We start from the raw sequence: 22,723 nt of genomic DNA on the forward strand, positions 1-22,723 counted from the left end.
CCGAGGCACTCATTCTCGTTGCCAGGTCTGGAGGAACGGATGCGTCACGCTGACCGCAAGCCGCTTTATCGGCACACTGGAGTCGCGCTGCTGCGAGCCTCGGCTGCACCGCTGAGCAGCGCTCCCGACCAGTGGCCCGACCTGACCGACATCGCTTCCTGCCGGACATGGCTTGACCAGATGTGGGCACGCGACGGTTTGGCCGCGGCTGTGCGGCAGGCCAGCCCGTCGCTGGCCGACCGCGTCGACGACATCCGCGTCGGGCACGCCATGTCCGACAAACAGGTTCGCAGCGCCACCGTGTCCGCCGTGCGCTACGTGCTGCGCAGCATCGGACGGCCCACGCCCTTCGGGCTGTTCGCCGGCGTTGCTCCCGTGACACTTGCCGCGGCCGGGCGGGTCGAACTGCGAACGGAGCACCGGGCCGCAGCGCGGGCCGACGCGCAGTGGCTGGCTGACATCATCACGCGGGCCGAGTCCTGCCCACAGCTGCTGGAACGACTGCACGTCACGGTCAACGACCTCGCGGTGCGCCGAGGTGACCGGCTGGAGCTCCCGCAAGGAACGGACCGGGCAAGGGTGCTGTGCACCTCCGCGATCCTCGCCGCGTGGCAGGCCGCCGCGACTCCAATGCGGTTCGGCGACCTCATCGACAAGCTGGCCAACGACTTCACCACCGACCGCCTCAAGGTCCGCGACAGCATTACCGCGCTACTTGTGCGGCCGGGGTTCCTACTGACCAGCCTCCGCGCTCCGTTCACCGTCACCGACCCGTTCACCTACGTGCTGACCGTCTTGCACGACGCGGACGCCGTCGAACTGCCCGAGATCGCAGACTTGCTGCGCGAACTTGACGCAGTGCACGCCAAACTCCGCCACCACAACGCCCCCGCGACCTCGGGTACCGAACAGCATGAGGCCCGCGCAGCACTGATCAGCCAGATGCGCACGCTGTCCTCGGCAGGACGAACCCCCATCGCCGCGGATCTTTTGCTGGACAACACAATCGAACTGCCGTTCAAGGTCGCACAGGAGATGGCCGCCGCCGCGAGCGCACTACTGCGCACCACCCGCCACCCCGCCGGTGACCCAGCCTGGCGCGAGTATCAGGCCGAGTTCACCGATCGCTACGGCGTTGGCACGCTGGTGCCGCTACTCGAGGTCGTTTCGCCCGACGCCGGCCTCGGGTATCCGGCACGCTTCAATGGCAGCCTGCGCTCCGCTCCCGCCGTCGCGCTCGGGCCACGCGACGAACGACTTCTGGCACTGGCATGGCAGGCGATGGCCAACGGCAGCCGCGAGATTGTCTTGTCCGACAAAGACCTCGCTGTGCTCACCTCCCCGGACTTTGACGAGCGCTACATCCCGCCGCACGTCGAACTGGCCGCGCGCGTGCACTGCGCCAGTGTGGATGCGCTGAACCGGGGCGAGTTCACGCTCACCGTCGCACCGGCTCGCTCCGCCGGAACCCTCACCAGCCGGTTCACACCGATGGCCACCGGGTCCGGTCTCGCCGGGGCCTACCGGGCGCTTCCAGCCGCGACTGAGGGCGCGCTGCGTGCGCAGCTGAGCTTCGGCCCGAAGTTCGTGCCCGCCGAGAATGTCTGCCGGGTGCCCGCCTACCTCGATCATGTGATTCCGCTGGGCGAGCACCGCGGCCACGATGACCCCTCGACGTTGATTCCGCTGGAGGACCTGGCCGTCTGCGCGACCCGCGAACGGCTCTACCTGGTCAGCCGGTCACGGCGCCGGGTGGTCGAACCGCAGGTGTTCCACGCCCTCGCCCTGGACAAGCAGCCGCATCCGCTGGCGCGGTTCCTGGCCGAACTGCCGCGCGCGTTCAGCGCCTCCTGGTACCAGTTCGACTGGGGTCCGCATGTGACCCTGCCAGCGCTGCCTCGGGTGCGCTACGGCCGCACAGTGCTGTCCCCTGCGCAGTGGCGTCTGTCCACTACCGACTTGCCGTCAGAGGGCGCCGGCCCGCAGGGATGGCGCGAGCTGCTCGCCGCCTGGCGGACACGTTGGAACTGCCCGGACGTGGTGGAAATGCGCGACGCCGATCGCACACTGCGGCTGAGTCTCGACGAGCCCGTCCATGCCTCGCTCCTGCACAACCACCTCGTCAAGCACGGCCAGGCCATCCTCTACGAAGCCGCCGACGTGGCCGCCCACGGCTGGATTGATGGCCACGCTCACGAGATCGCGCTGCCACTGGTCACCACCCGTCCAGCTGCTCCCGCCCCGTTGCGCGGTCCGCTACCCGAGGTCACCAAGCAGCACGGTCAACTCCCCTGCGACCCCGGTGCCACCTGGCTCACCGCGAAGATCCACACTCACCCGGAGCGTCTGGACGGCATCCTCGCTACACGCCTGCCGCAGCTGGTCAACGCCCTTCCCGAGGGCACCGCATGGTGGTTCGTGCGATACCACAGCCAGCACGAGACCGATCACCTCCGGCTGCGTCTACGCCCCACACCCGAGCACTACTCTGCGTGCACGATCGCAGTCGGGGAATGGGCGCAGCGGATACGGCAGGCAGGCTTGATCACGGACGTGCGGTTCGCTTCTTACCAGCCCGAGATCGGCCGATATGGGCACGGCGCGGCGCTGGAAGCGGCCGAGGAAGTCTTCGCCGCCGACTCACGGTTGGTCGCCGTCATGCTCCGTGCTCTGCCCGCCAAGTCGGTCAACCCCACAGCTCTGGCCACTGCGAACATGGTCGGCATCGTCCGCGGACTTCTCGGCGCGCCTGGCTCCTCAGCCGACTGGTTGATCAACCGCGCCGCGCCCGCCGTCACCATCGCACGGGACATCCTCGATGAGGCGATGCGGCTCTCGATCGACCTCACGGCGCTGCGGAAGCTGCCCGGCTGGACAGAACCGGTCGAGCAGGCCTGGCAGGTTCGCGCCGAGGCGCTGGCCACCTACCGTGGACACCTGCACCCAGGCACCAGCATCGACGCCAACTCCGTGCTGGAGTCGTTGCTGCACATGCACCACAACCGGGCCATCGGTATCGACCCTGACCACGAGCGCCTATGCAAGCGCCTCACCAGACACGCCGCGTTGGCCTGGCGGGCACTGCACCAAGGCGGCGATTCCCAATGACGCCAACAATTTCACCCGCCACGCCGCCACAGCACGACCCCACTCCCGCCTGGGGGCAGTCACTGTCCTACGGCGCGGCCGGGATCGCGCTGCTGCACGTCGGCCAGGCCCACGCCGGCCTCGTCGACTGGCCAGCCGCACGTCAGCGGATCACGGCGATGACCCGCAGCCCGCTCGTCGCCCACCCCGACGCGTGCCTGTTCAACGGCGCGCCCGCCGTCGCGTTCGTGCTGCGCACCACAGGAAACCCTGTCTATGCCCGCCCGCTGCACACCCTCGACGCGCACATCTCACGCCTGACGCGGCGTCGCCTCGACGCAGCACACCAGCGCATCGACGACGGACTCCTCGCCCGTCTGCGCGAGTTCGATCTGATCAATGGACTGACCGGTATCGGGACCTACCTGATGCACACCGGCCACGATGCGCTGCTGCGTGACGTGCTGTCCTACCTCGTGCGGCTGGTGTGCGAGCCGATCACGTTCGACGGTGAGCAGTTGCCCGCCTGGTGGACCGGCAACGAACCTGCCGACCGTCCTTGCCCGCAGTGGCCCGGCGGACATGCGAACCTTTCGATCGCCCACGGTGTCACCGGGCCGCTGGCCTTGCTGGCGACCGCCAAGATCAACGGCATCGCCGTGCCAGCACACGCCGAGGCGATCGAGAACATCTGCGGGGTGCTCGACCGCTGGCAACTCGGCACCCGCACCACACCGTGGTGGCCGGGCACCATCAGCCTGCACGAGTGGCGCACAGGCACCACCAGTCAGGTTGGTCCGCAGAGGCCGTCGTGGTGCTACGGCACGCCCGGCATCACCCGCGCACAGCAGCTCGCGGGAATCGCCCTCGGCGACCAACAGCGGCAGCGCGCCGCCGAGAACGCGCTCGCGTCGTGCATCACCGACCCACAACAGCTCGATCAGCTCGACGGCGCGTCGCTGTGCCACGGCTGGGCCGGACTGGTCCAGACTGTCCGCCGCGCCGCGGACGACGCCGGACCCGGAAGCGAACTCGCCACGCTCCTGCCGCGGCTGCACAAAGACTTCCAACAGCACCTGCGCGATCACCGGCCACCGGCCGGGGACGGCCTGCTGGAGGGCGCGACCGGAGTCGCGCTGGCCCTGTACTCGGCGACCGAGCCCGCGTTCCACTGGGATGCGTGCCTGCTCCTCGCCACACCTGACCGCAGTACCGAACTTGAAAGGAACGGGATGACCACCACGGAAACCCAGCCCGAAGACCTGCGCAACCGGATGGTCGACCACATCGTGGAGAACAGCCAAGCGCTGTCGGCCGAGGTCGAGCGGGTCCTTCGCAAGGTTCCCCGCCACCCGTTCGTGCCGGACGCGAGTATCGAGGACGCCTACGCCAACCGTGCCATCACCATCAAGCCCGGCCCTCCCGGGGGCAGGCCCGCCAGCTGCATCTCAGTACCCACCGTCGTCGCGATGATGCTCAACCAGCTCGACGCCCGCCCCGGCCAGCGCGTCCTGGAGATCGGCGCTGGCACCGGCTGGAACGCCGCCCTGCTCGCCGAACTCGTCGGCGAGACCGGCCACGTCAGCACCATCGACATCCACCCCGACGTCACCGAGCACGCCCAACGGGCACTCTCCGCCACCGGTTACGGCCGCGTGCACGTGATCACCGGAGACGGCGCGCTCGGCGACTCCGAGAACAGCCCGTTCGACCGCATCATCGTCACAGTCGGTCCTTGGGACCTACCCCCGGCCTGGTTCGACCAGCTCGCCCCCGGTGGGCGGCTCGTTGTCCCGTTGACCTGGCGTGGTCAAACCCGCAGCGTCGCGTTCGTCAACGACAACGGGGTTCTGCGCGCCACCGACAGCCAGCTGTGCGGTTTCATCCCGATGATCGGCGACGGCCAGGACGGCGAGCAGAAGGGCGAGATCGCCGACGACGTCCTGCTGTACTGGGACCCTGACCAGTCCGTGGATCTCGATGCCCTGCAAGGGGTTCTGGACACCCCTGCGAGCACCGCATGGTCCGGCACGTCGATCGTGACCATGGAGTCCACCGACCTCATTTGGCCACTGGTCACCGCCGTTGAGTCGGGGACGGTGCGCTTCTGCGCCGGAAACGATGCTGTCGAGGCCGGACTGGCCAAGCCCGCCTTTCGGTACAGCAGCGTCGCTCTCGTCGACGGATCGTCGTTGGCGTACATGACGTTGAAGAACCCCGAGCCCGACATGCAGGACAAGCGCTGGGAGCTCGGTGCGATCGGTCACGGCCTTGCTGGGGAGCAACTCGCCGAACGGCTCTGCGCCGCGATCCGTTCCTGGGGCGAGGATCGCGCCGCCCAGCCGACCATCGCCGCCTACCGCGCAGGGACACCGGACACCGCGCTCGCCGGCGGCCAGGTCATCGACAAGCAGTTCATCCGGCTGGTCGTCTCACGCTGATCACCCTCGGACGCATCCATACGGCCCCGTCTCCTGCTGGACACGTCCCCGCAGGAGACGGGCCGCTCCACGAGCTCGATCTTCTCGCACGTCATGCCGTTGCAGATGCCGCAAAGGTTCAGCCGCTTTCTCCTGCTTGACGGCGGCGCGGCGCACCAGCAGGTCGGAGCCGACGATGCTCAACGAAATCGCTCCTACTTCTCTGCTGCCTATCAGCGCAATTGGCGTTGCTCCCTCACGGCTTGCGTCCTGTCGGTCGCCGCGCGAGCGGTGGCCGACAGGAAACGTGAACGAGTAATGGATCAGGTCTCCTCGAATACACGGCCAATCACACCATCCGGACATCCGAGTAGTTCCAGCGCATGGGCACGCACCATCTGTTCCAGCACCTTGACGACCTCATACAGTTCGTACGCGTCGTACCCCTTGGTACCGTGCGCCAAGTCGTTGCGAACGATCCTCAGAGCATCGGGGGCGTTCTTGGCGTTTACAGGATTCGCCTTAATCGCGGCGATCAATTCCGTCGCGTCCAGAATTTTCTTCACGTCCCCGGGAAGCTTCCTAGCCAACCAGTTGATCGCAGGTTCCAGACCTCCCGGCGGCCGCCTGCCGAGGTTCCGCTCCAAAAATTTGAGTTGCTTACCGTCCAAGCAATCTTTTACCAACCCAACAACGGTATCGCGGGCGTCAGTATGTACCTTCTGCCGCTTCGCAAAAGACTCCCTGGTCTCGTATCCGTGCGTACCTTCGATCGCTTGCAGAAGCAAGAGGAACCGGGATCGCGGGTGCTGGTCACGCGCGTGCAACATTGACCCGTAGGTCTCTATCAGAGGGTGATGCGCCACCGTAAGTTTCTGCCAGATCTGCAGCAACTCAAGAAGAGATACTTCGTCAGCCTTAAGCCTCAGTGGTGACTTAACGCCATCAATATCTTTACTTGTGGAGTTATACGGGTCCTGGGTAATACCCGACCCGAATAGTTGCCCACTCCTCTTCCCGTCACCACCGACAACCGGACGGACACTCAGATAGGTGATCTCTTCAGGTCGGCCTGTTGCGATCGAGACGACGCGACGGAGCGGAGTAATCCACTCGTCGAGCAACTGACGGAGCGGCAACGCCTTTGCTAGCTCGCAATTCAAAACCGGACTAAAGCTCATGCTGAAGACATAGGGATCGAACGAGCGAAAAGATCCATAGTACGAGAGTTTCATGGTCGCGCCAGCGCCGCTCCACTCCTGCGTGGAGTCTGAATGCAGTTCAGCCGACCACACCCCCGAGGCACCCTTCTCCGGGAAGGTAGTGCTCTTGATGGGCGAGACACCAGCGATGGCGTCGAGACCACCGATCTGGATCTCGAAAGATTCGAAGAGCACTTCGTCCGCGACACTGACGTCCGCGAGCGTAATAACGGCAGCGCCCGCATTTATCCTCGCTTGATTCGGGTGCCAAAATGTCACACGAGCGTCAATGAGCAGGACGTTCGCTCCACTAGAAAGGCTTCCGATAAGCGTCGGAACATCGACGTACTGCGGAAATCCGACAACTCCTTTTGTCATCTCCTTGAGCGCGTCACCGAATTCACCGTGGGCCATACCAGTTGGTGATTTTCCTGCCTCAACGGTCAGGGCCCCGTGAGCCGCAAAAGTCCCACCCTTCGTAGACGGCAGCTGCCAGACGACCAGGTAGTCGTCCGGCTCGAACTTAAGCCTGAGTGCGGTCTTCCGGCTCATCTTGCGTTCCTCTTGATTCCATAGGCGGCGTACAACGATACGGGCTGCTAGCTGGCTGATTCAACCGAGTCGGCAGGGAAGCCCGCGCGTGCTGGAGCCCTTTCATGAGGTCCGCGTCAACGATGACGGCGTCAACAGTGTTTCGCCTTCAAGCCTTGACGGTGGGAAGACTACGGCACTGAATGACGTGCTCAGCACTGGTCGGGCAGCCGTTCACTTCCCTCACCACGGTCGACGGAGACTCAACGCTTCCACACATTGACCTTTTCTCCGCCTACTAGAGGAGCGTCATCAGGCCCTTTGAGGTGTGGCGCTATCCATACTGGCCGGTGCACCTGGCGAGACGGGTACCACTGCTGCCGCCAATGCCCCCGAACGATCCATCGGTGGTGATGCTCACGGACTGCAGATTCGTCTGCACTATCGGTGACCTTGGGGCGGCGGAGTTCAAGCAGACGGACCGGTCGCGGTTCGTATCCACCTCGAAGAAGGCGTCTACGTGCCGGACGAGGAAGCTGTACGTCGCTGATATCTACCAAAGGCTTCTGCTGCATCAGCAACCACGCGGCCCGTAGCTTGGGCAGCAGGTTGACCTTGAAGTTCGTCGAGTCCAGCATTGTTTCGGCGTTATCGCCGAACGGCCAGGCAAATTCGCCGCCGTGCGCGTACACAAGCCGTGGCTCGGTGGTGGCCATCTGCCGATTCGGCGCGATGCGGTCGAAGACAGGGGCCGCCTCATCTCGATCGAGGTAGGTGGAACCCAGTAGCACGTCATCGCGTCCAGGTACTCGGGCCCAACACACGGCGGTGATGCCGAGTTGCGTCTCGCCCAGCGAACTCGGCGCGATCGGCCGCTGGAATACCATCAATCCCGCGTCAGCGGGAAGGTCTTCCGGTGCGAGCTGGAAATCCGGGACGGATCGCGCTGCTGCGTCGACCAATTCGACCATGTCGGCGGCAACATAGAACAGCACAGAATCCCGCAAACGCAAGATTTCAGCGCCCCGAAGGAAGCTTCCTGCCTCCGAGGGCTCAGTGCTGGCTTTGCCGGGAAGCCAGTCATAGCTGCCAGTAGCGGTCGCTTTGTACCACAGCTGAGCAGCGGCGGGGCTGTCCAGCCAAGCGATGATCGAAGCCCGGATCTCTGGCAACTCTACCGGGCGAATGTCGGTCATGACGACGTCCGTCCCATCGTGTCCAGGTAGCAATGCAAGAATATCGTAGAAATTCCGGTCTTGGCGACGACTTGGCCGAGGCTATTGCCCTGCTGGTTCAGCAACCGTGCGTATTCAATCTTGTCTTCAAGGTGGGTGACGATGTTCGGAGTCGGCTGCACGGATGTCCGCAGTCTCGCGCACATGTGGTGATCCACGATCTAGAGCGCCTCGTCGCTGCACCGGCTGCAGCAGGTGAGGTCGCGTTCGACCGCCGCTCGTTGGCAGATGACGCAGACCGATTCGCCGCAGTGGTAACAGGTAGTCACCGCGCTGTCAGCAAGGTCGAACCACAACTTCGGGTTCGCGCGCGTCATCGCCAGCTCTTTGGATTCGCAGGCCTCGATGCACCGGCCGGTGTTTCCGGGTTCGCGGGGATCAGGGAAGACCGTGCACTTCGTGTACCTGTGCATGGGGTTGTGATCGAGCGGGTTGGAGCAGCCGATGGGGCATGGCCAGTTCTGCGGGCGCAGCGTTGAGGGATCGCACATGTAGCAGGAGTCGACGGCAAGTCCGCGGCCAGGATGGTTCTGGCACTCTCGCTTGAGAGGGAAGTCCTTGCTTGAGCGGGGCGACACGTAACCCGGTGGTGTGTGCCGGTATGCGCAGTTGTAGCAGTTGACGCGCTCGGCCCAGTTCGCGGTTTCGTGCAGGACACGGGCGCGATCCGGCCTGATGGCCGATCCGCATACGGTGGTGAGGCCGTCTTCGCTGATGTGCATCTTCCCGTTTCTCCAGCGAACCACCTTCGCCGGCTGCGGCTCGGGTCGGTGCTCGCGCGAGGCGACTTCAGCGGTATTCGTCACGAGGGCTTGGTCCTTCTGCCTAGGCGTGTCGACTCTTGCCGGAGAACTCGGTCTACCACGAACCCCCAACACAGTCTCGATTTGTAGCCGTTTGCCACGCTTTCGAGAGCACGGATCTGCGCCAGCGCTTCGCTGTCAGGACGTGCGATCGGCGACCGTGTTCTGTCTGTGGCCGGCAGCTGGATGTCTCCCGTCTAAAGACCAACCTGCAGCGGCGGGCATCGCGCTGGGCCCAGGTGATGCGGGTCTAGCGCCCTGCCAGTGATGTCGTCGGCGGCGAGGCGATCGGCAGAGGTCGCGTAATCCTCAGTCGGCACCCGGTCAGCCGTTCCACTGCCAAGGATGCGGAACGCACTCCGTCCTCACGTACGACTCAGGACCATCAAAGGCGTGGTTGGAACAACAGCCGGCACGGCAAGGCATCGCACCACCGGGCCGCCCCGTCGTGGTGATCGTCGTGGTATCGACGCACCGCATCCGCAAGTGCCTCCAGATCAACACGCAACTTGTTCCTCTCGGAGAGCACGTCATGCCACTGCCGATCGATGTTCTCGTTCACAGGCAACCTTCCGCAGTCCCCGGTTCTGGCCGGGCAGGACCTGACCGCGCCGTCTACGGGACGCGAATGACGTCCTTTGACGCCACACAACAATGCTGAACTGCGGTTTTGAGTGCTGTTCAAAGGAAGTCGACGCGCGATCATGATCGAGACAACCGGTTGACGAAGCCAGTCATAGCCTGGATGTCGGTAGACAACGAGTGGCATCGCTAGTCTTTACCTGGTCGTTGAGAGGAGATCCCTATGCCCGCGCGCCTGTCCCAGCCAACGGATGTCCCCAACGACCACCAGCCATTGATCGACATGCTGTGGCGGTTCTACGTCGCGGCGAACGGCCCATCGACACGCGAGATCGCGCGCATCATCGCCACGCAGGACGACGACCAACGCGACGGTACGGCCAACCACGAGACGGTCCGTCGGACCTTGAAGGCATTGCACCTCCCGGAGTGGCAGACCGTCGAGGTGATCTTCCTGGCGCTGTGTCAGATCGCCAACGTGGACGCGGACGACGAGGACGATGGCGACAGCGACTTCTTCGATCGGTTTGATCAGTCGCCGACTCATCGAGACCGACTCCGCCAGTGCTACCGCTTGGCCAGATACGGAGCGGTGCACGATCTCCCCAGGACGCGGGACGAGAAAGCCCGGCAGCAAGCAGCAGAACAGGAACGCGCCCAGCGACGGATCATGGCTGATGACCCATGGGGGCAAGCACCCTCAGCGGGAAGCGGTGGGTTCGCCGACGAACCACCATTCTGACTGCCTGGACAGCCGACCTTGACCAAGCGGACGAAGGTCTCAGCGTTCCGGTTTGCAGACAACAAACTTGATCTTAAGCTCGCCTGTGGGTGCGATCGCTCCTCACAGAAGCCGATCGATGGTTTGGGAGCGATCCGAACGGCGGTCTCGTGGCAAGTTCTCGATGCAATCTCGAGGTCGCAGCCACTGGCGGCGTGAGACCTTGCGGTGGCACGCGGTTCGTTTGCCCTGCCACCATCTGATCCAGCACCGCGCGGGTAGCCCGAGCATGCCGAGCCGCGACGTGGCGCTGGTGCGCCACGTGCCACGCCGCGATCTCGGCAACGAGCGCTGCCACCGCTATCAAGAGCGCGATGAACTGTCCGGGTGTGGCCCGTTGGCGTGCTGGATTACGCATACCTGCTCTGATCAGTTGGTTGGCAGCCGTACGCAGATCGCGCGACACCGCTGCCCACCGCCGCGGCAGGATCTGCTCGGGTACGCGGCCGGCACGCGCGTATGTCTCCCATGCGTCGATCAGCAGTGGCACTCGATCCGCATCGGCGACAACGACGAGAGCCAACAGCATGTCGCCTGCCGCATGAGCGATGCCCTGCATCGCCTGCTGTCCGAACTCGGTCTTGTTCAATGGTCCGCGGTGCCGCATCCGCTCACATGCAGGCAGAACAACCTCATCGACGATCCCTTGCACCGAGGCGGGCACGGTCGTCTCCACCGATTCCCACCGGCTCATGAGCTTCGAGTAGGTGAGATCCGGACCGAGCTTTCCTCCGGCGAAGTACAGCGAATCACCCGAGGCGGTGCGGCACGCCGGGTCGGAGGCGTCCGTGACCGAGTAGCCGAGAATCCGGCCGTGATGACCTTGACGGACGCGTACCGTCGCATTCGCCAACTCCAGGTACTCCACGAACTCGTCCCAGTTCCGCGCGGCAGCAGCGGCGCTGGAAACCTGACGACGCAGCTTGTTGCGAACCGCGACGTCCGTCTGCCTCTGGCCAGTGGCGTGGAGCCTGGAAGCCTTCTCGTTCTCAGCACGAGTGGGACGAGGTGTCGCCGTCCGATCCGCGGCACCTGTGCTTGTAAGGCCGTACCGCTCCTCGGCCGCGTTGCACGCCTCCTTCACACGCCGGAAGTCGTAGTTGCGGTGCGGGTGCACGAGCTCGCCGGTGTCTTGTCGAACCAGCACTGCGGCGATGTGCACGTGGTCAGGCGCGTGACGGATCGCGACCCATCGGCAGCCGCCAGGATCATCGCGCTCGGCGATCCCAGTGCGGTGCAGTACGTCCGCCACCACGTCTGCCCACTGCTCGTCCGTCAGCAGCGGGTCGTCAGGATGGTTGCGCAACGAGCACTGCCACACGGGGCCTTTCGGGACCCGGCTCACAGTGCCTGACCAGTCATCCTCACGCGGACGGCGCTTGGGCACCCCGGCGAGCGCTGCAGGTGCCCGAAGAGCTGCGACCAAGGCACCGACGTCGAACCGGTCGGTTCCGAGTTGCTCGGGCTGGTGCACCTCGGGACGACCGTCCCATGTCGCGAAGACGTGCTGATCCGTGTGTGCTGACTGCTCGGTGCTTCCTGGTCCCATCAAGTAGCGGATGAGGCCGTAGACGTTCCAGCCGCGCGTCACCTTTCCGATCATGTCGACTCGAAGCGGTCGACGATGCGTGCCAGGAGTGCATCGACTGCGGACAGGCGCTCATCCAGTTGAGCGACGATTCGATCGATGTTCGCGATGACGCGAGACGAAGCGAGGCCGACCTCGCCGGTCGTGTTCGCCACAGCCGCCAACTGGTTCAGGTTGTTGCCGTGCAGGACGCTCGCGCGACGCAGCTGCTGAAGCTCCGTCTGCACCTGCATCAGCTGCTGCCCGATCTCCTTCGCGGCTACTCGCCGCGGGTTGTTGTCAGCGAGTGCCGCTTCAACGGCTGCCTTTGCGATCCACGCACCGACTCGGAGCTGTGCTCGCGCTGCGGCCGAAACGACTGCACTCATCTCGGGCTCGTTGAACCGTGCTGTCTTCGCGATGCCACGCTTCTGCAGAGCGTGCGGTCGGTATCCCCCGGTACTTCCGTTACGCGCCATGCCATCCCCCCGGATGAGCCAAGCTTGGCGGCCGCCGGCCAGCAAGGCCAAAGGCTGCTTTTTGTCTACCTTGCTCCTGTCGCCACTCCTGCTGGGAGCGGCGGGGTGCCGGTGTCACAACGCGCACCGGCACCCCGAAAATCAAGCCGGTCAACGACATCCGCCGCGCGGACTTGAGTCGTCGCCGGTCGACAAGATCGCGGCAATCCTCAGCCGCTGCCGCGCGCTGAACGGCGGCGCGCTACGCACGATCTCCTCGACGTAGTCGTCGATGTGACGAGCGGGTTTTTCGCGTGTCCTTCTACTGCGGGTCACGGGTCACCCCCGCTACCCGATGGGCCGCCGCGAACGCGTCGAGGTCGTCGACGGCGACCCGCACGAGCCGTCCAAGACGGATGTGCGGGAGCTTTCCGGCCCTGATCGCCCGGCGGATTGTGACCTCGGAGACGGACAGATGTGCGGCCGCCTCCGACACAGGGAGGTAAGCAGGTGGAGTCTTGTCTGCCACGGTGTGGCCCTTCCTGAACAGGAAGGCCAGCGACGCGCTATGCGCCTACAGCGTTCCCCCGAACGCGCACAGCCCATCCCGGCCCTCGCTGCAACGAGCTGCGAGGGACGCGGCGTCCTGGAGCACGGGCAACGCGCGGACCAGTGACGACAAGTCGACCTGGTGGACGCGCTCGACGCGCGGGTGGCGCGTTCTGCAACGGCTCGGTGGCCGGCGGCGCGACGAACTCACCGGCGAAGAGGTCAAGCAGCCACAGCAGGACCGACACAGGAAACTTCTGTTCGGCAGCCCTGGACAGCAACACCAAGAGCCGGATGAGTCGCATTGCCGCGTCGACCTCAAGCGCGATCGTTGGTCGATCCGCAGGCTTCACGCCCAGGCCAAACGCACGGCCGAAGTCGCGGCTGACGGACCGCTTGAACGGGTCGTGTTCGCTGAGGATCATCAGCTCTTGGTGGACCGTGAACGGAAGATCCATCGCCTTCGCGATCAACCTGAGTCGCTTCGGATGACTCGCGGCAACCCTCTTGTTCGCCGCGTCGATGCGGTCGGCGAAGGCCTCGAATCCACCGAGCAGACCGCGAGGCAATGCCGACTCGATGACCTGCATCTCTTCCGGTGGAAGGGACTTACGCAGCTCGCGAACGAGATGCACTCGTCGATGGATCTCTCGAGCGGAGTAGCACTCGGCACGGGCTGCTGGCGCGGTCACATGACGCACCACTGCGTCCCGCCGCGCTTCTGAGCTCCCCCGAGTACTCATGTGACCACAGTAGACAGCTCAGGAACGAGCTTCCAAGAAATCCGTGGGCAGATTGCGAGTCGCTTCGGGCGTGGCTTGATCGTCGTCCCGTTCGAACTGGATTCTGACCGACTCGGGTTTGAAGCCCGGGCCGCCTCGGGACGGCATGATCGTGACCGTGACACCCATCGCCGTGAGGAGTGCCCGGCGCTGAAGCACGGTCAGTTGCTTCCAACGCTCCTGCGCTTGAGGCCCAACCATCTCGGTGACCATGTCGCTGGGAACACCGACGACCAGACGCATGGCTTCTCGGTCAGCCTCTTCAAGAGCCGGCCGGAGCTTCGCGTTGATCCTGTGGAACTGCTCGCGATCAAGCAGGTCGTCCGCGTAGTCGTCGGCTGCGGCCTGGAGCCGGGCGCGGATGCCAGCGGCATGCTCTCGCGCGGCTTGCGCGGCGACGTCGTCCCGAGTCAGCAGGTCGCGGGCATCGGGTTCCTGAAGCCGTCGCACGACCACGCGCTCCACCAGGTCGTCCACCCACTCCTGACGCCGCCCGACGCACGAGGACGCCGCATCACAGACGTAGAGCGGTGTCTTGCCGAGCTCTTTGCGGCGCTGGTTCACCCACCTGTTGGAGACTCGAAGAGCTGAACCGCACTTGCCACAACAGCCGATTCCGAACGTCAGGAGGTGCTGTCGGGCACCGCCACGCGTCTGCACTCGCGAGGGGTCGGTGAGAAGAGCGACGACCTGATCGTGCTTGTCCTGATCCACGATCGGCGGCCACGCTGCTGGCCCGAAGTCCTCTCCTCCGCGCTTACGGCGAGCGATGTTGGACAGCCGAAGCGCCAGCTTCCGGACTGAGCTGGTGCCCCACGATCGGTCGCCGCCGTACGGCGTGGGCACCTCGCGGGCGTTCAAGTCCGCGGTGATCACGTTCAAGGACTCGCGTGCGAGCAGCCGATCGACGATCTCGCGCACGATGGCCGCCTCGGCCTCGTCCACCTCGTCGGTGAAGCTCAAGACACGGCCGTTCTTGTCCTGCTCGTAGACCCGCCGCCATCCGTATGCCACGGCACCGTTGGCACGACCCTCCTCCGCACGTTGGAGTGCGGCACGGGCAACGCGCTCACCCTTGAGCTCGGACTCCAACGTGTCGGCTTCGCCGAGGATGCCCGCGACCATGCGGCCGGCTGCGCTCGTGAGGTCGATGTCGGAGCCCTTCACCAGCGAGATGGACACGCGGGCTGCTGCCAACAGCTCGATCGCGTCCACGCGTTCCTTGCGATTGCGCCACAGCCTCGCCATGCCGTAGGCGACGATACGGGTGATCTCGCCCCGCGAAGCCGCTTTCATCAGCGCCTCGTATGCAGGTCGCGGTCCCCCACGCAGTGCGCTCAGGTCGTTGTCGACCCACTCGTCGAGAACGGTCCACCCGCGGGACTGCGCGAGTGCGCGACCGTCCTCAAGCTGGCGGGTGACGCCCTTCTCCTGCAACATCGGGTCTTCGCTGATGCGCGCGTAGATCCCCACGACCTCGGTCATGAGAAGAGGCTACCGATGTTCACCGCTAGTGTGATTTACTCTTTCCGGGGGGTGTGGGGAAGACCACGTCCGCCGACAACTTCGCGTCGCTGATCAACGACGTCGAGGACCGGCTGTTCGCGGTGCTGCCGGACGACACGTGGTTCTACCCCGGCCACGGCGACGACTCGACGCTCGGCAAGGAACGGCCCTCACTGGCGGAGTGGCGCGCCCGAGGCTGGTGACGCGCGACGCCGGGACGCACGACTCGTGCTCCCGGCGTCAGCCGACCTCGTCGAGCAAGTCCAGGTACCCGGTGGTCGTGCGCCACAGCGCGTCCGAGTACGGGGTGAGCTTGCCGGGATTCCACCGCTGGTCGGTGTACGCCTGGTTCTCGCGCCGCAACGCCCGCAGGCTCACCGCGAGCTCGTCCTCGATGCGCTTCCTGAGCTCCTCGGGCGATGGGGCAGGGATCCGGACCAGCTCACCGGTGCCGTCGCTGACCGCCACGAGCGTTTCCTCGTTGATGCCGTCCGCGGCGCTCCAGACCAGCGCGGGCCGTTCGATGCGGTGGTTCCACACCGGGGCGTCCTTCGACCGCCACCGTGCCTCGAACGGGTTGCGCGACAGCCTTGTCGAGTTCGCCCAGTGCTCGGCGCCGACCGGCTCGCTGCGCCACGGCACCTCGTCCACCGGCAGGTCGGTGACCAGGGCCACCTCGATGACGTCGACGTCGCGCGGCACGTCGAGCAGGTCGCCGAAGACCCACAGCTCGATCACCTGGAACCGGAAGAACGAGGTCGGCAGGTCGCCGCACTTCTCAGCGAGTTCGGTCAGGTGGTGCACTGCACGCGTCCATTTCACGAGGTGGATCATGCCTGACCTGGTGGCGGAGGCTTTGGCGCGGCTGGATCTCGTCGAGCCCGCGCTGTGTGCGTTCCACGAGGTCTTCCGCACGCCCGTGCCCGAGGCGGACCCCTCGCTGCCGTTCGCGGGCATGCCCATCGCGGTGAAGCGGGGCGAACGCCGCAGCCACCGCGAGGCGTTGATGGCCATGGGGTGCGTACCGATCGGACTGACCACCACGCCCGATGGCAGTACCCCGTGGCAGACGTGGGGCCGCAACTCTCGCGGCCTCACACGCAACCCGTGGAACCTGGACCGCACACCAGGCGGTTCGTCAGCGGGCTCGGCGGTCGCGGTGGCGGTGGGGGTCGTGCCGCTGGCCACGGGCGTGGACGGCGCGGGCTCGATCCGCATCCCGGCCGCGTGGTGCAACGTGCTCGGCCTGAAGACGACCTCCTCCGAACGGGCCGCCGTAGGCGTCTTCGCCCGCGACCCCGCCCTGCTCGCCACCTACCTCGGCGTCACGGAGGTCAGCACACCCAACGCCGTCTGGTCCACCGACCTGGGGTTCGCCGTGGTGGACGACGAGCAGGCGTCGATCGCCTGGCAGGCGGCCGCCCCACTACGCCCGCGCCCCGTCCCGCTGAAGCTCGCGGACCCCGCCGCCGACTGGTTCGCCGGTCGCTGCGGCCCCAACCCGGTGCTCGACTTGCTGTTCGAGACCGCCGACGTGCTGCTCACCCCGACCACGCCCGGTCCGCCGCACGGCCACGACGGGCCTGGCGCACGCGTCAACACGTCGCTGACCTGGGCGTTCAACTTGAGCGGGCACCCCGCGATCAGCATCCCCGCCGGGTTCGACTCCGAAGGTCTGCCGGTGGGGTTGCAGGCCGTGGCGCGGCACGGGAGGGAGGCGGACCTGGTCGCCGCCGCCCGCGCGGTCTTCGGGGGAGCCGATCGGGTGATTTGATCCCAATCAACACCGCCGGACCCGTCCCGTGCGGTGTCCTCCTCGCTCAAGGAGGACAAACATGGCGAGACGCATCGGCGGTGCTGGAGGCGGGTCCGACCCCGGAGCGGGCAGGGCGGGCGCCGTGGTGGCCGCAGGGGTGCTGGCGATGTCGGTCGCCGGCGGACTGTCCGGCGGCGGGGCCTCGACGGTCGCCGTCGACTCGGCCGGGGTGAACCTCGGCAAGGCCAGGTCCGAGGGCAAGAAGTCCGCTCGCAACGGCGACGCGGACGGCGCGTGGCGTCAGATGAACATGCGCACGCTCAAGCGCACGGCCAAACCGGCGCTGGAATGCGTGTCCCACTCCTTCGGCCAGGTTCGGGACCACTTCCTGCGCAACCCGTGCAAGTCGCTCGACCGCACCCTCTTCGCCGTCGGCGACGATCGGGGCAACGTCGCGGTCGTGTCCGTGGCGTGGGTCGGCTTTCGGAACCGTCGTGACGCGGGCGAGTTCAAGAAGCTGATCGACGTGCACGGCACCGGCGACATCACGCCACTCGCGACCCCGCTGCTCGACTTAGCGGACATCCGCTTCACCGGGCTGCACTACCAGTCACGTCCGGACAGCAGCACGGTGGTGATCGCCGAGACGGAGTCCGCGTCCGGCAACGTGAGCGGCGAGACGCTCGACGCCCTCGCCGACATCGCGAGCTGGCTGCCGCGTTAGGCCGCCACCGCGCGTACCGACCTCAACGCCGACGCCCACGCCACCAGTTCGTCGAGCATCCCGCTGAGCTCCTCGTGCTGCTGCAACTCCCCCTGCAGGTCGCCGCGCCCGAACGCGACCTGAGTGCGCACGGTCGCCACCTTCAGCTCGGCCAGCACCAGCCGGAGCTGTTCGACGGCGCGCAGACCGCCGTGGCCTCCCAGCGACACGAAACCGGCGGCCTTGTCGTTCCACTCCGCGTACAGGTAGTCGAGCGCGTTCTTCAGCACGGCCGGGAACGAGTGGTTGTACTCGGGCGTGACGAACACGAAGCCGTCGTACGACGCGATGCGTGACGCCCACTCTCGCGTGTGTGCGTGTGTGTATTCGCCGAAGATCGCGGGCACCGGTTCGTCCAGCAACGGCAGGTTCACCTCCTTCAGGTCGATGAGCTCGAACGACGCGTCGGTGCGGGTGCCGGCCACGTCCACGACCCACCGCGCCACCCCCTCGGAACGGCGGCCGGGACGCGTGCTTCCCAAGATCACTGCGATGCGCATGTCCGCCAAAGTACAACGGCCGTGGTACTTAGTGCAACGGTCGTTGTACTAAGCTCGGGGGCATGCGACCTGACAAGCGGCAGGCGATCCTGCACGGGGCGTTGGGCGTGTTCGCGCGCGACGGCTACACGCGGGCGAGCATCGACGCCATCGCGAAGGAGTCGGAGGTGTCGACGCGCACGCTCTACAACCACTTCGCGGACAAGGCCGACCTCTTCCGCAACGTCATCCAGGCGAGTGCCGGTGCGGCGGCGCGCGACCAGATCGCGATCATCGAACGGCACTTCCACAAGGTCACGGACCTCGAGAAAGACCTGGTGGCGTTCGGGAAGGCCATGTGCGCCGAGCTCGGCAACGCCACGCACTTCGCCCTCGTGCGGCAGATCAACGCCGAGCTCACGCACATCCCCGCCGAGGCGATCGAGGCGTGGCAGGAGACGGGACCGCGCAAGGTGGTGCGGGCGCTCGCCGACGAGCTGGGCAAGCTCGGTTTCCAGGATCCAGGACGTGCGGCCGTGCACCTGATGCTGCTCACGATGACCGGCGATCCCAGCATCAGGGGGACGCGTCCGGACGACGACGACATCGCGGCCGGTGTCAGAGTCTTTCTGCACGGGCACGATGTCGAGAAACGGCAAGGGGCTGCGACATAGGGTCATGGACACACGCGTCGACGACTACATCGCCGGGCTGCCGGAGTGGCAGCAGGACATCTGCCGCGAGGTGCGCAGGCTCGTTCACGAGGCCGATCCCGGCGTCGAGGAGATGATCAAGTTCACGAACCGGCCGTACTTCGTGCTGGAAGGCAACGTGTGCGCGTTGCTCGGCACCAAGGACCACGTGAACGTGATGCTCTACGACAAGGCGATGGTGCCGGACCCGCACAACATCATCACGAGCGGTCACGGGAACAAGACCGCGCGCATGATCTCCGTGTACCGCGATCAGCCGATCAACGCGCCGGCGCTCGTCGAGATGTTCCGCCACATCATCGCCAACAACCGCCGTCGCAGGGGTGCCGGAGCCCGTCGGTAGCCTCCTGACGCATGGCGGTCGAGATCTACACCGACGGTGCGTGCAGTCCCAATCCCGGTCCGGGCGGCTGGGGTGCTGTGCTGCGCTACGGCGAGCACGAGAAGGACATGTACGGCGGTGACATCGGTCCGACGACGAACAACCGCATGGAACTGATGGCGCCCATCATGGCGTTGGAGAGCTTGACTCGCCCGTCCACCGTGGACCTGTACACGGACAGCACGTACGTCCGCAACGGCATCACCTCGTGGGTGCACGGCTGGAAGGCGAACGGCTGGCTCACGAAGGCCCGCGAGCCGGTCAAGAACTCCGACCTGTGGCGCCGCCTCGAAGAAGCCGCCAACCGGCACGAGGTGGAGTGGCACTGGGTCAAGGGCCACGCGGGTCACCCGGAGAACGAGCGCGCCGACCGCCTCGCCGTACGTGGCGTCGAAGAGGTGACGGGGCGCGAGGTCAAGCAGCCCCAGGCAAAGCAGAAGAAGGTCGCGAAACCCAAGCAGGCGCGCGAACTGAGCAGCGAACCGTGTGGCGCGCCCACGAAGAAGGGCACGCCCTGCCCGATCACGGCGGGTGCGAACGGGCTGTGCCACGTGCACGACCCGGCGTTGCAGTGCGGCGCTCTCACCAAGAAGGGCGCGCCGTGTGCCGTCGCGACCGGTGGCGGCCGGTGCGAGTACCACCAGGACGCGCTGGAACTGTTCTCGTAGCGGCCCGCGAACCGGCGTAGCGTCGCCGGCATGCTTCCCGAATCCGCCCGGCAGGTGCTGGAGTCCAAGGCACTCGGCCATCTCGTGACGCTCGGCCAGGACGGCTCCCCGCAGGTCACCATCGTCTGGGTGGGGCTCGACGGCGACGAGATCGTTTCCGGCCACCTGGCGTCACACCAGAAGGTCCGCAACATCCGCAACGACGGGCGGGTGGTGCTGTCCGTCGAGACGCCCAACGTCAACGACCACGGCCTGCAGGAGTACCTCGTCGTCTACGGCACTGCGCGCATCACCGAGGGCGGGGCGCCGGAACTGCTCCAGCGCCTCGCGCACGTCTATCTCGGGCCTGAGGTGAAGTTCCCGCCGATGGACAACCCGCCGGCCGGGTTCATCACGCGCATCAAGGTCGACCGCCTCGCGGGCGTCGGTCCCTGGGCGTCCTAGCGCAGCACCTTCGCCAGACGCGCCATGCCCTCGCCGATGTCCTCCACCGCGTTGGCGGTGAACGACATCCGCAACGTCGCGTGATCCGGCGTGGTCGCGAAGAAGGCCGAGCCGGGCACGAACGCGACGTCGTGCCGCAACACTTCCTTGAGCAGCTCGGCGCTGTCCATCTCGCCGGGCAGCCGCAGCCACACGAACATGCCGCCGTCCGGGTCGCTCCACGTCGTGCCGGGCGGCATGGTGGCGGGCAGCGCGGCGATCATCGCGTCGCGGCGGGCGCCGTACTCCACGCACAGGCGGGCGATGTGCGCGTCGAGGTCGTTGTGCGCCAGGTAGGCCGCGGCAGCAGCTTGGTCCACTGTGGACGTGTGGAGGTCGGCGGCCTGCTTCACGATCGTCAGGGTGCGCAGCAGTTCGGCGGGGGCGCGCAGCCAGCCCAGGCGCATGCCCGGGGCGCCGACCTTCGAGAAGCTGCCCAGATAAATGGTTCTGTCGCTGATGGAGGCGAGCAGCGGCACGGCCGAACCCCGGTAGCGCAGCTCGCCGTACGGGTCGTCCTCGACGATCCAGAGCTCGTTGGCCGCGGCGATGTCCGCGATCTCCGCACGGCGTGAGGCGGACAGGGTGCGGCCCGTCGGGTTCGCGAACGTCGGCACCAGGTAGAGCAGTCCGGGCTTCTCCTGTGCCACCACCGAGCGCAACGACGAGGGGATCAGGCCGTCCTCATCACTGGCAACGGGCACGATTCGGGCGCCGGTCATCCGGAAGCACTGCAACGCAGCCAAGTACGTCGGTTCCTCGACCGCCACGACCGCACCGGGTCCCAGCATCGCGGTGGCCACGAGGGCCAGCGCCTGCTGCGAACCCGTGGTGATCAGGACGTCCGAAGTGGGCAGTCCCAGGCCGGTCAGGCGTGCGGAGACCAGCTCGCGCAGGGCCGGGTTTCCTTCTGTGGGCGCGTATTGCAGGACGGCGCGGTCTCGCAGGGCGAGGTCGTACGCGGCGCGTACACCGTCCAGGTCGAACAGTTCGGAGGCGGGAAGCCCGCCGGCGAACGAGATGACCTCGGGGCGGGAGGTCAGCGCGAGCAGGTCGCGCACCGGGGAACTGGCCACGGAGAGGGTGCGGTGCATGAACTTCACGTTAACCGGCACCCTCCGCCGCCGGACCCCGATTTTCTGTCGGTGCTCGTCGCTAGCGTGGTGGACATGGACATCGAGACACGTGGAGAGCAGCCCTACGCCGCCGTGAAGGACACGGTGACGCTGGAGACGTTCGGCAAGATCGCGGACCGTTTCCCCGAGGTCATGCAGTGGCTGGCCGATCGCGAGTTACCGGTCACCGGAGCGCCGTTCCTGCGGTACTTACGCGTCACCGCCGAGGAGTTCGAGGTCGAGGCCGGGATCCCCACCGTCGCGGAGGTGCCCGCTGACGGCGAGGTGTTCACGGCCACGCTGCCCGCCGGTCAGTACGTGGTCGCGCTGCACGAAGGCAGTCCGGACGGGCTGGCCGCCGTCACCGATCGGCTGCTCGCCCACACCGTCCAGTTCGACCGCGACGGTGACAGGTGGGGTGCGCGCCTCGAGACGTACTTCACCGACCCGGCCGTGGAGCACGACCTGAGCAAGTGGAAGACGGAGGTGGCCATCCGCATCGCGGGCTGAGGTGGCGGCTATATGCCGATACAGCTATATTGCTGGCATGGCATCTACATTCGCTGTGCTGGCGGATCCGAGTCGCCGGGAGATCCTCGACCTGCTGCGTGAACGCGAGCGGCCGGTCGGCGACCTGGTCGACCGGCTGACACTCGCCCAGCCGACCGTCTCGAAGCACCTCAAGGTGTTGCGGGAGGCCGGTCTGGTCGAGGTGCGCACCGACGCCCAGAAGCGCTGGTACCGCGTGTCGCCAGAGCCGTTGGCGGAGATCGACGCCTGGCTCGCGCCGTACCGCCGGATGTGGGAGAAGAGCCTCGACGCACTGGAACGCCGGCTCGACGAGATCGAAGGGGACTGACC

Annotated in this window: 22 protein-coding genes and 2 pseudogenes; 13 read left to right on the top strand and 11 right to left on the bottom strand. The window is 66.2% G+C overall.

Going from position 1 to position 22,723, the window contains the following annotated elements:
- Nucleotides 1-39 precede the first annotated feature (39 nt).
- Both ACSHWB_RS03205 and fxlM read left to right on the top strand, forming a co-directional pair.
- Nucleotides 40-3,108 (top strand): lantibiotic dehydratase, encoded by a 3,069-nt coding sequence (locus ACSHWB_RS03205; RefSeq protein WP_439660592.1) that lies wholly within the window; start codon nt 40-42, stop codon nt 3,106-3,108.
- Nucleotides 3,105-5,528, top strand: a complete 2,424-nt coding sequence (fxlM, locus tag ACSHWB_RS03210; RefSeq protein WP_439660593.1) for a methyltransferase, FxLD system — start codon at nt 3,105-3,107, stop codon at nt 5,526-5,528. Before ACSHWB_RS03205 ends, fxlM begins: the two co-directional genes overlap by 4 nt.
- Before the next feature lie 302 nt (nt 5,529-5,830).
- On the opposite strand, the gene ACSHWB_RS03215 is transcribed toward fxlM, so the two are convergent.
- The 4 genes from ACSHWB_RS03215 to ACSHWB_RS03230 form a co-directional block, all read right to left on the bottom strand.
- Nucleotides 5,831-7,261: a hypothetical protein gene (locus ACSHWB_RS03215; protein ID WP_439660594.1), complete on the bottom strand. Its 1,431-nt coding sequence runs from the start codon at nt 7,259-7,261 to the stop codon at nt 5,831-5,833.
- A gap of 242 nt (nt 7,262-7,503) precedes the next feature.
- Nucleotides 7,504-8,436 (bottom strand): hypothetical protein, encoded by a 933-nt coding sequence (locus ACSHWB_RS03220; protein ID WP_439660595.1) that lies wholly within the window; start codon nt 8,434-8,436, stop codon nt 7,504-7,506.
- 200 nt (nt 8,437-8,636) lie between these two features.
- Nucleotides 8,637-9,281, bottom strand: a complete 645-nt coding sequence (locus ACSHWB_RS03225; RefSeq protein ID WP_439660596.1) for a hypothetical protein — start codon at nt 9,279-9,281, stop codon at nt 8,637-8,639.
- Between the two features lie 382 nt (nt 9,282-9,663).
- The gene (locus ACSHWB_RS03230) at nt 9,664-9,840 is read right to left on the bottom strand and encodes a hypothetical protein (RefSeq protein WP_439660597.1); all 177 of its coding nucleotides are present in this window, start codon (nt 9,838-9,840) and stop codon (nt 9,664-9,666) included.
- A gap of 243 nt (nt 9,841-10,083) precedes the next feature.
- On the opposite strand from ACSHWB_RS03230, the gene ACSHWB_RS03235 reads away from it, so the two are divergent.
- The gene (locus tag ACSHWB_RS03235) at nt 10,084-10,602 is read left to right on the top strand and encodes a hypothetical protein (protein ID WP_439660598.1); all 519 of its coding nucleotides are present in this window, start codon (nt 10,084-10,086) and stop codon (nt 10,600-10,602) included.
- A gap of 73 nt (nt 10,603-10,675) precedes the next feature.
- Here ACSHWB_RS03235 and ACSHWB_RS03240 read toward each other — a convergent pair whose 3' ends face one another.
- The 3 genes from ACSHWB_RS03240 to ACSHWB_RS03250 all read right to left on the bottom strand — a co-directional run bounded on the left by ACSHWB_RS03240 (nt 10,676) and on the right by ACSHWB_RS03250 (nt 13,195).
- Nucleotides 10,676-12,244 (bottom strand): relaxase/mobilization nuclease domain-containing protein, encoded by a 1,569-nt coding sequence (locus ACSHWB_RS03240; RefSeq protein ID WP_439660599.1) that lies wholly within the window; start codon nt 12,242-12,244, stop codon nt 10,676-10,678.
- Nucleotides 12,241-12,597, bottom strand: a complete 357-nt coding sequence (gene mobC, locus ACSHWB_RS03245; RefSeq protein ID WP_439660600.1) for a plasmid mobilization relaxosome protein MobC — start codon at nt 12,595-12,597, stop codon at nt 12,241-12,243. The genes ACSHWB_RS03240 and mobC overlap by 4 nt, the downstream gene beginning before the upstream one ends.
- Before the next feature lie 391 nt (nt 12,598-12,988).
- Nucleotides 12,989-13,195: a helix-turn-helix domain-containing protein gene (locus tag ACSHWB_RS03250; protein WP_030476773.1), complete on the bottom strand. Its 207-nt coding sequence runs from the start codon at nt 13,193-13,195 to the stop codon at nt 12,989-12,991.
- On the opposite strand from ACSHWB_RS03250, the gene ACSHWB_RS03255 reads away from it, so the two are divergent.
- Nucleotides 13,185-13,940, top strand: coding sequence for a hypothetical protein (locus ACSHWB_RS03255; protein WP_439660601.1), 756 nt, complete (start codon nt 13,185-13,187; stop codon nt 13,938-13,940). The two genes, ACSHWB_RS03250 and ACSHWB_RS03255, sit on opposite strands and share 11 nt — an antisense overlap.
- A gap of 36 nt (nt 13,941-13,976) precedes the next feature.
- Here ACSHWB_RS03255 and ACSHWB_RS03260 read toward each other — a convergent pair whose 3' ends face one another.
- Nucleotides 13,977-15,482, bottom strand: a complete 1,506-nt coding sequence (locus ACSHWB_RS03260) for a recombinase family protein (protein ID WP_439660602.1) — start codon at nt 15,480-15,482, stop codon at nt 13,977-13,979.
- A gap of 32 nt (nt 15,483-15,514) precedes the next feature.
- Here ACSHWB_RS03260 and ACSHWB_RS03265 point away from each other — a divergent pair.
- Nucleotides 15,515-15,706 (top strand): annotated as a pseudogene (locus tag ACSHWB_RS03265) (MBL fold metallo-hydrolase); the annotation flags it as partial.
- A 37-nt stretch (nt 15,707-15,743) separates the two neighbouring features.
- Here the strand turns inward: ACSHWB_RS03265 and ACSHWB_RS03270 are convergent.
- Nucleotides 15,744-16,325, bottom strand: coding sequence for a DUF7711 family protein (locus ACSHWB_RS03270; protein ID WP_439660603.1), 582 nt, complete (start codon nt 16,323-16,325; stop codon nt 15,744-15,746).
- Nucleotides 16,326-16,335: 10 nt separating this feature from the next.
- Here ACSHWB_RS03270 and ACSHWB_RS03275 point away from each other — a divergent pair, with 10 nt between their 5' ends.
- Both ACSHWB_RS03275 and ACSHWB_RS03280 read left to right on the top strand, forming a co-directional pair.
- Complete coding sequence (locus ACSHWB_RS03275; RefSeq protein WP_439660604.1) at nt 16,336-17,277, top strand: amidase family protein; 942 nt, start codon at nt 16,336-16,338, stop codon at nt 17,275-17,277.
- Between the two features lie 61 nt (nt 17,278-17,338).
- Nucleotides 17,339-17,983 carry a hypothetical protein gene (locus tag ACSHWB_RS03280; protein WP_439660605.1) on the top strand — a complete coding sequence of 215 codons (645 nt, stop codon included), beginning with the start codon at nt 17,339-17,341 and terminating at the stop codon, nt 17,981-17,983.
- On the opposite strand, the gene ACSHWB_RS03285 is transcribed toward ACSHWB_RS03280, so the two are convergent.
- Entirely contained in the window at nt 17,980-18,522 is a 543-nt protein-coding gene (locus tag ACSHWB_RS03285; protein WP_439660606.1) for an NADPH-dependent FMN reductase, read from the bottom strand. The genes ACSHWB_RS03280 and ACSHWB_RS03285 overlap by 4 nt on opposite strands.
- Before the next feature lie 62 nt (nt 18,523-18,584).
- On the opposite strand from ACSHWB_RS03285, the gene ACSHWB_RS03290 reads away from it, so the two are divergent.
- The 4 genes and pseudogenes from ACSHWB_RS03290 to ACSHWB_RS03305 all read left to right on the top strand — a co-directional run bounded on the left by ACSHWB_RS03290 (nt 18,585) and on the right by ACSHWB_RS03305 (nt 20,708).
- The gene (locus ACSHWB_RS03290) at nt 18,585-19,175 is read left to right on the top strand and encodes a TetR/AcrR family transcriptional regulator (RefSeq protein WP_439660607.1); all 591 of its coding nucleotides are present in this window, start codon (nt 18,585-18,587) and stop codon (nt 19,173-19,175) included.
- A gap of 4 nt (nt 19,176-19,179) precedes the next feature.
- Entirely contained in the window at nt 19,180-19,557 is a 378-nt protein-coding gene (locus ACSHWB_RS03295) for a DUF1801 domain-containing protein (RefSeq protein ID WP_439660608.1), read from the top strand.
- 11 nt (nt 19,558-19,568) lie between these two features.
- Nucleotides 19,569-20,012 (top strand): annotated as a pseudogene (gene rnhA, locus ACSHWB_RS03300) (ribonuclease HI); the annotation flags it as partial.
- Between the two features lie 282 nt (nt 20,013-20,294).
- Nucleotides 20,295-20,708, top strand: coding sequence for a PPOX class F420-dependent oxidoreductase (locus ACSHWB_RS03305; protein ID WP_439660609.1), 414 nt, complete (start codon nt 20,295-20,297; stop codon nt 20,706-20,708).
- Here the strand turns inward: ACSHWB_RS03305 and ACSHWB_RS03310 are convergent.
- A complete protein-coding gene (locus ACSHWB_RS03310; protein ID WP_439660610.1) occupies nt 20,705-21,841 on the bottom strand; it encodes a PLP-dependent aminotransferase family protein in 1,137 nt (378 codons plus the stop codon). The genes ACSHWB_RS03305 and ACSHWB_RS03310 overlap by 4 nt on opposite strands.
- A gap of 75 nt (nt 21,842-21,916) precedes the next feature.
- On the opposite strand from ACSHWB_RS03310, the gene ACSHWB_RS03315 reads away from it, so the two are divergent.
- Together ACSHWB_RS03315 and ACSHWB_RS03320 are read left to right on the top strand one after the other, a co-directional pair.
- The gene (locus ACSHWB_RS03315) at nt 21,917-22,372 is read left to right on the top strand and encodes a GyrI-like domain-containing protein (protein ID WP_439660611.1); all 456 of its coding nucleotides are present in this window, start codon (nt 21,917-21,919) and stop codon (nt 22,370-22,372) included.
- A gap of 37 nt (nt 22,373-22,409) precedes the next feature.
- On the top strand, nt 22,410-22,721 hold the full coding sequence (locus ACSHWB_RS03320) for an ArsR/SmtB family transcription factor (protein ID WP_439660612.1): 312 nt from the start codon (nt 22,410-22,412) through the stop codon (nt 22,719-22,721).
- Nucleotides 22,722-22,723 lie beyond the last annotated feature (2 nt).

It is taken from the genome of Lentzea sp. HUAS TT2, assembly GCF_051853195.1.
In the GTDB taxonomy this organism is placed as follows: domain Bacteria; phylum Actinomycetota; class Actinomycetes; order Mycobacteriales; family Pseudonocardiaceae; genus Lentzea.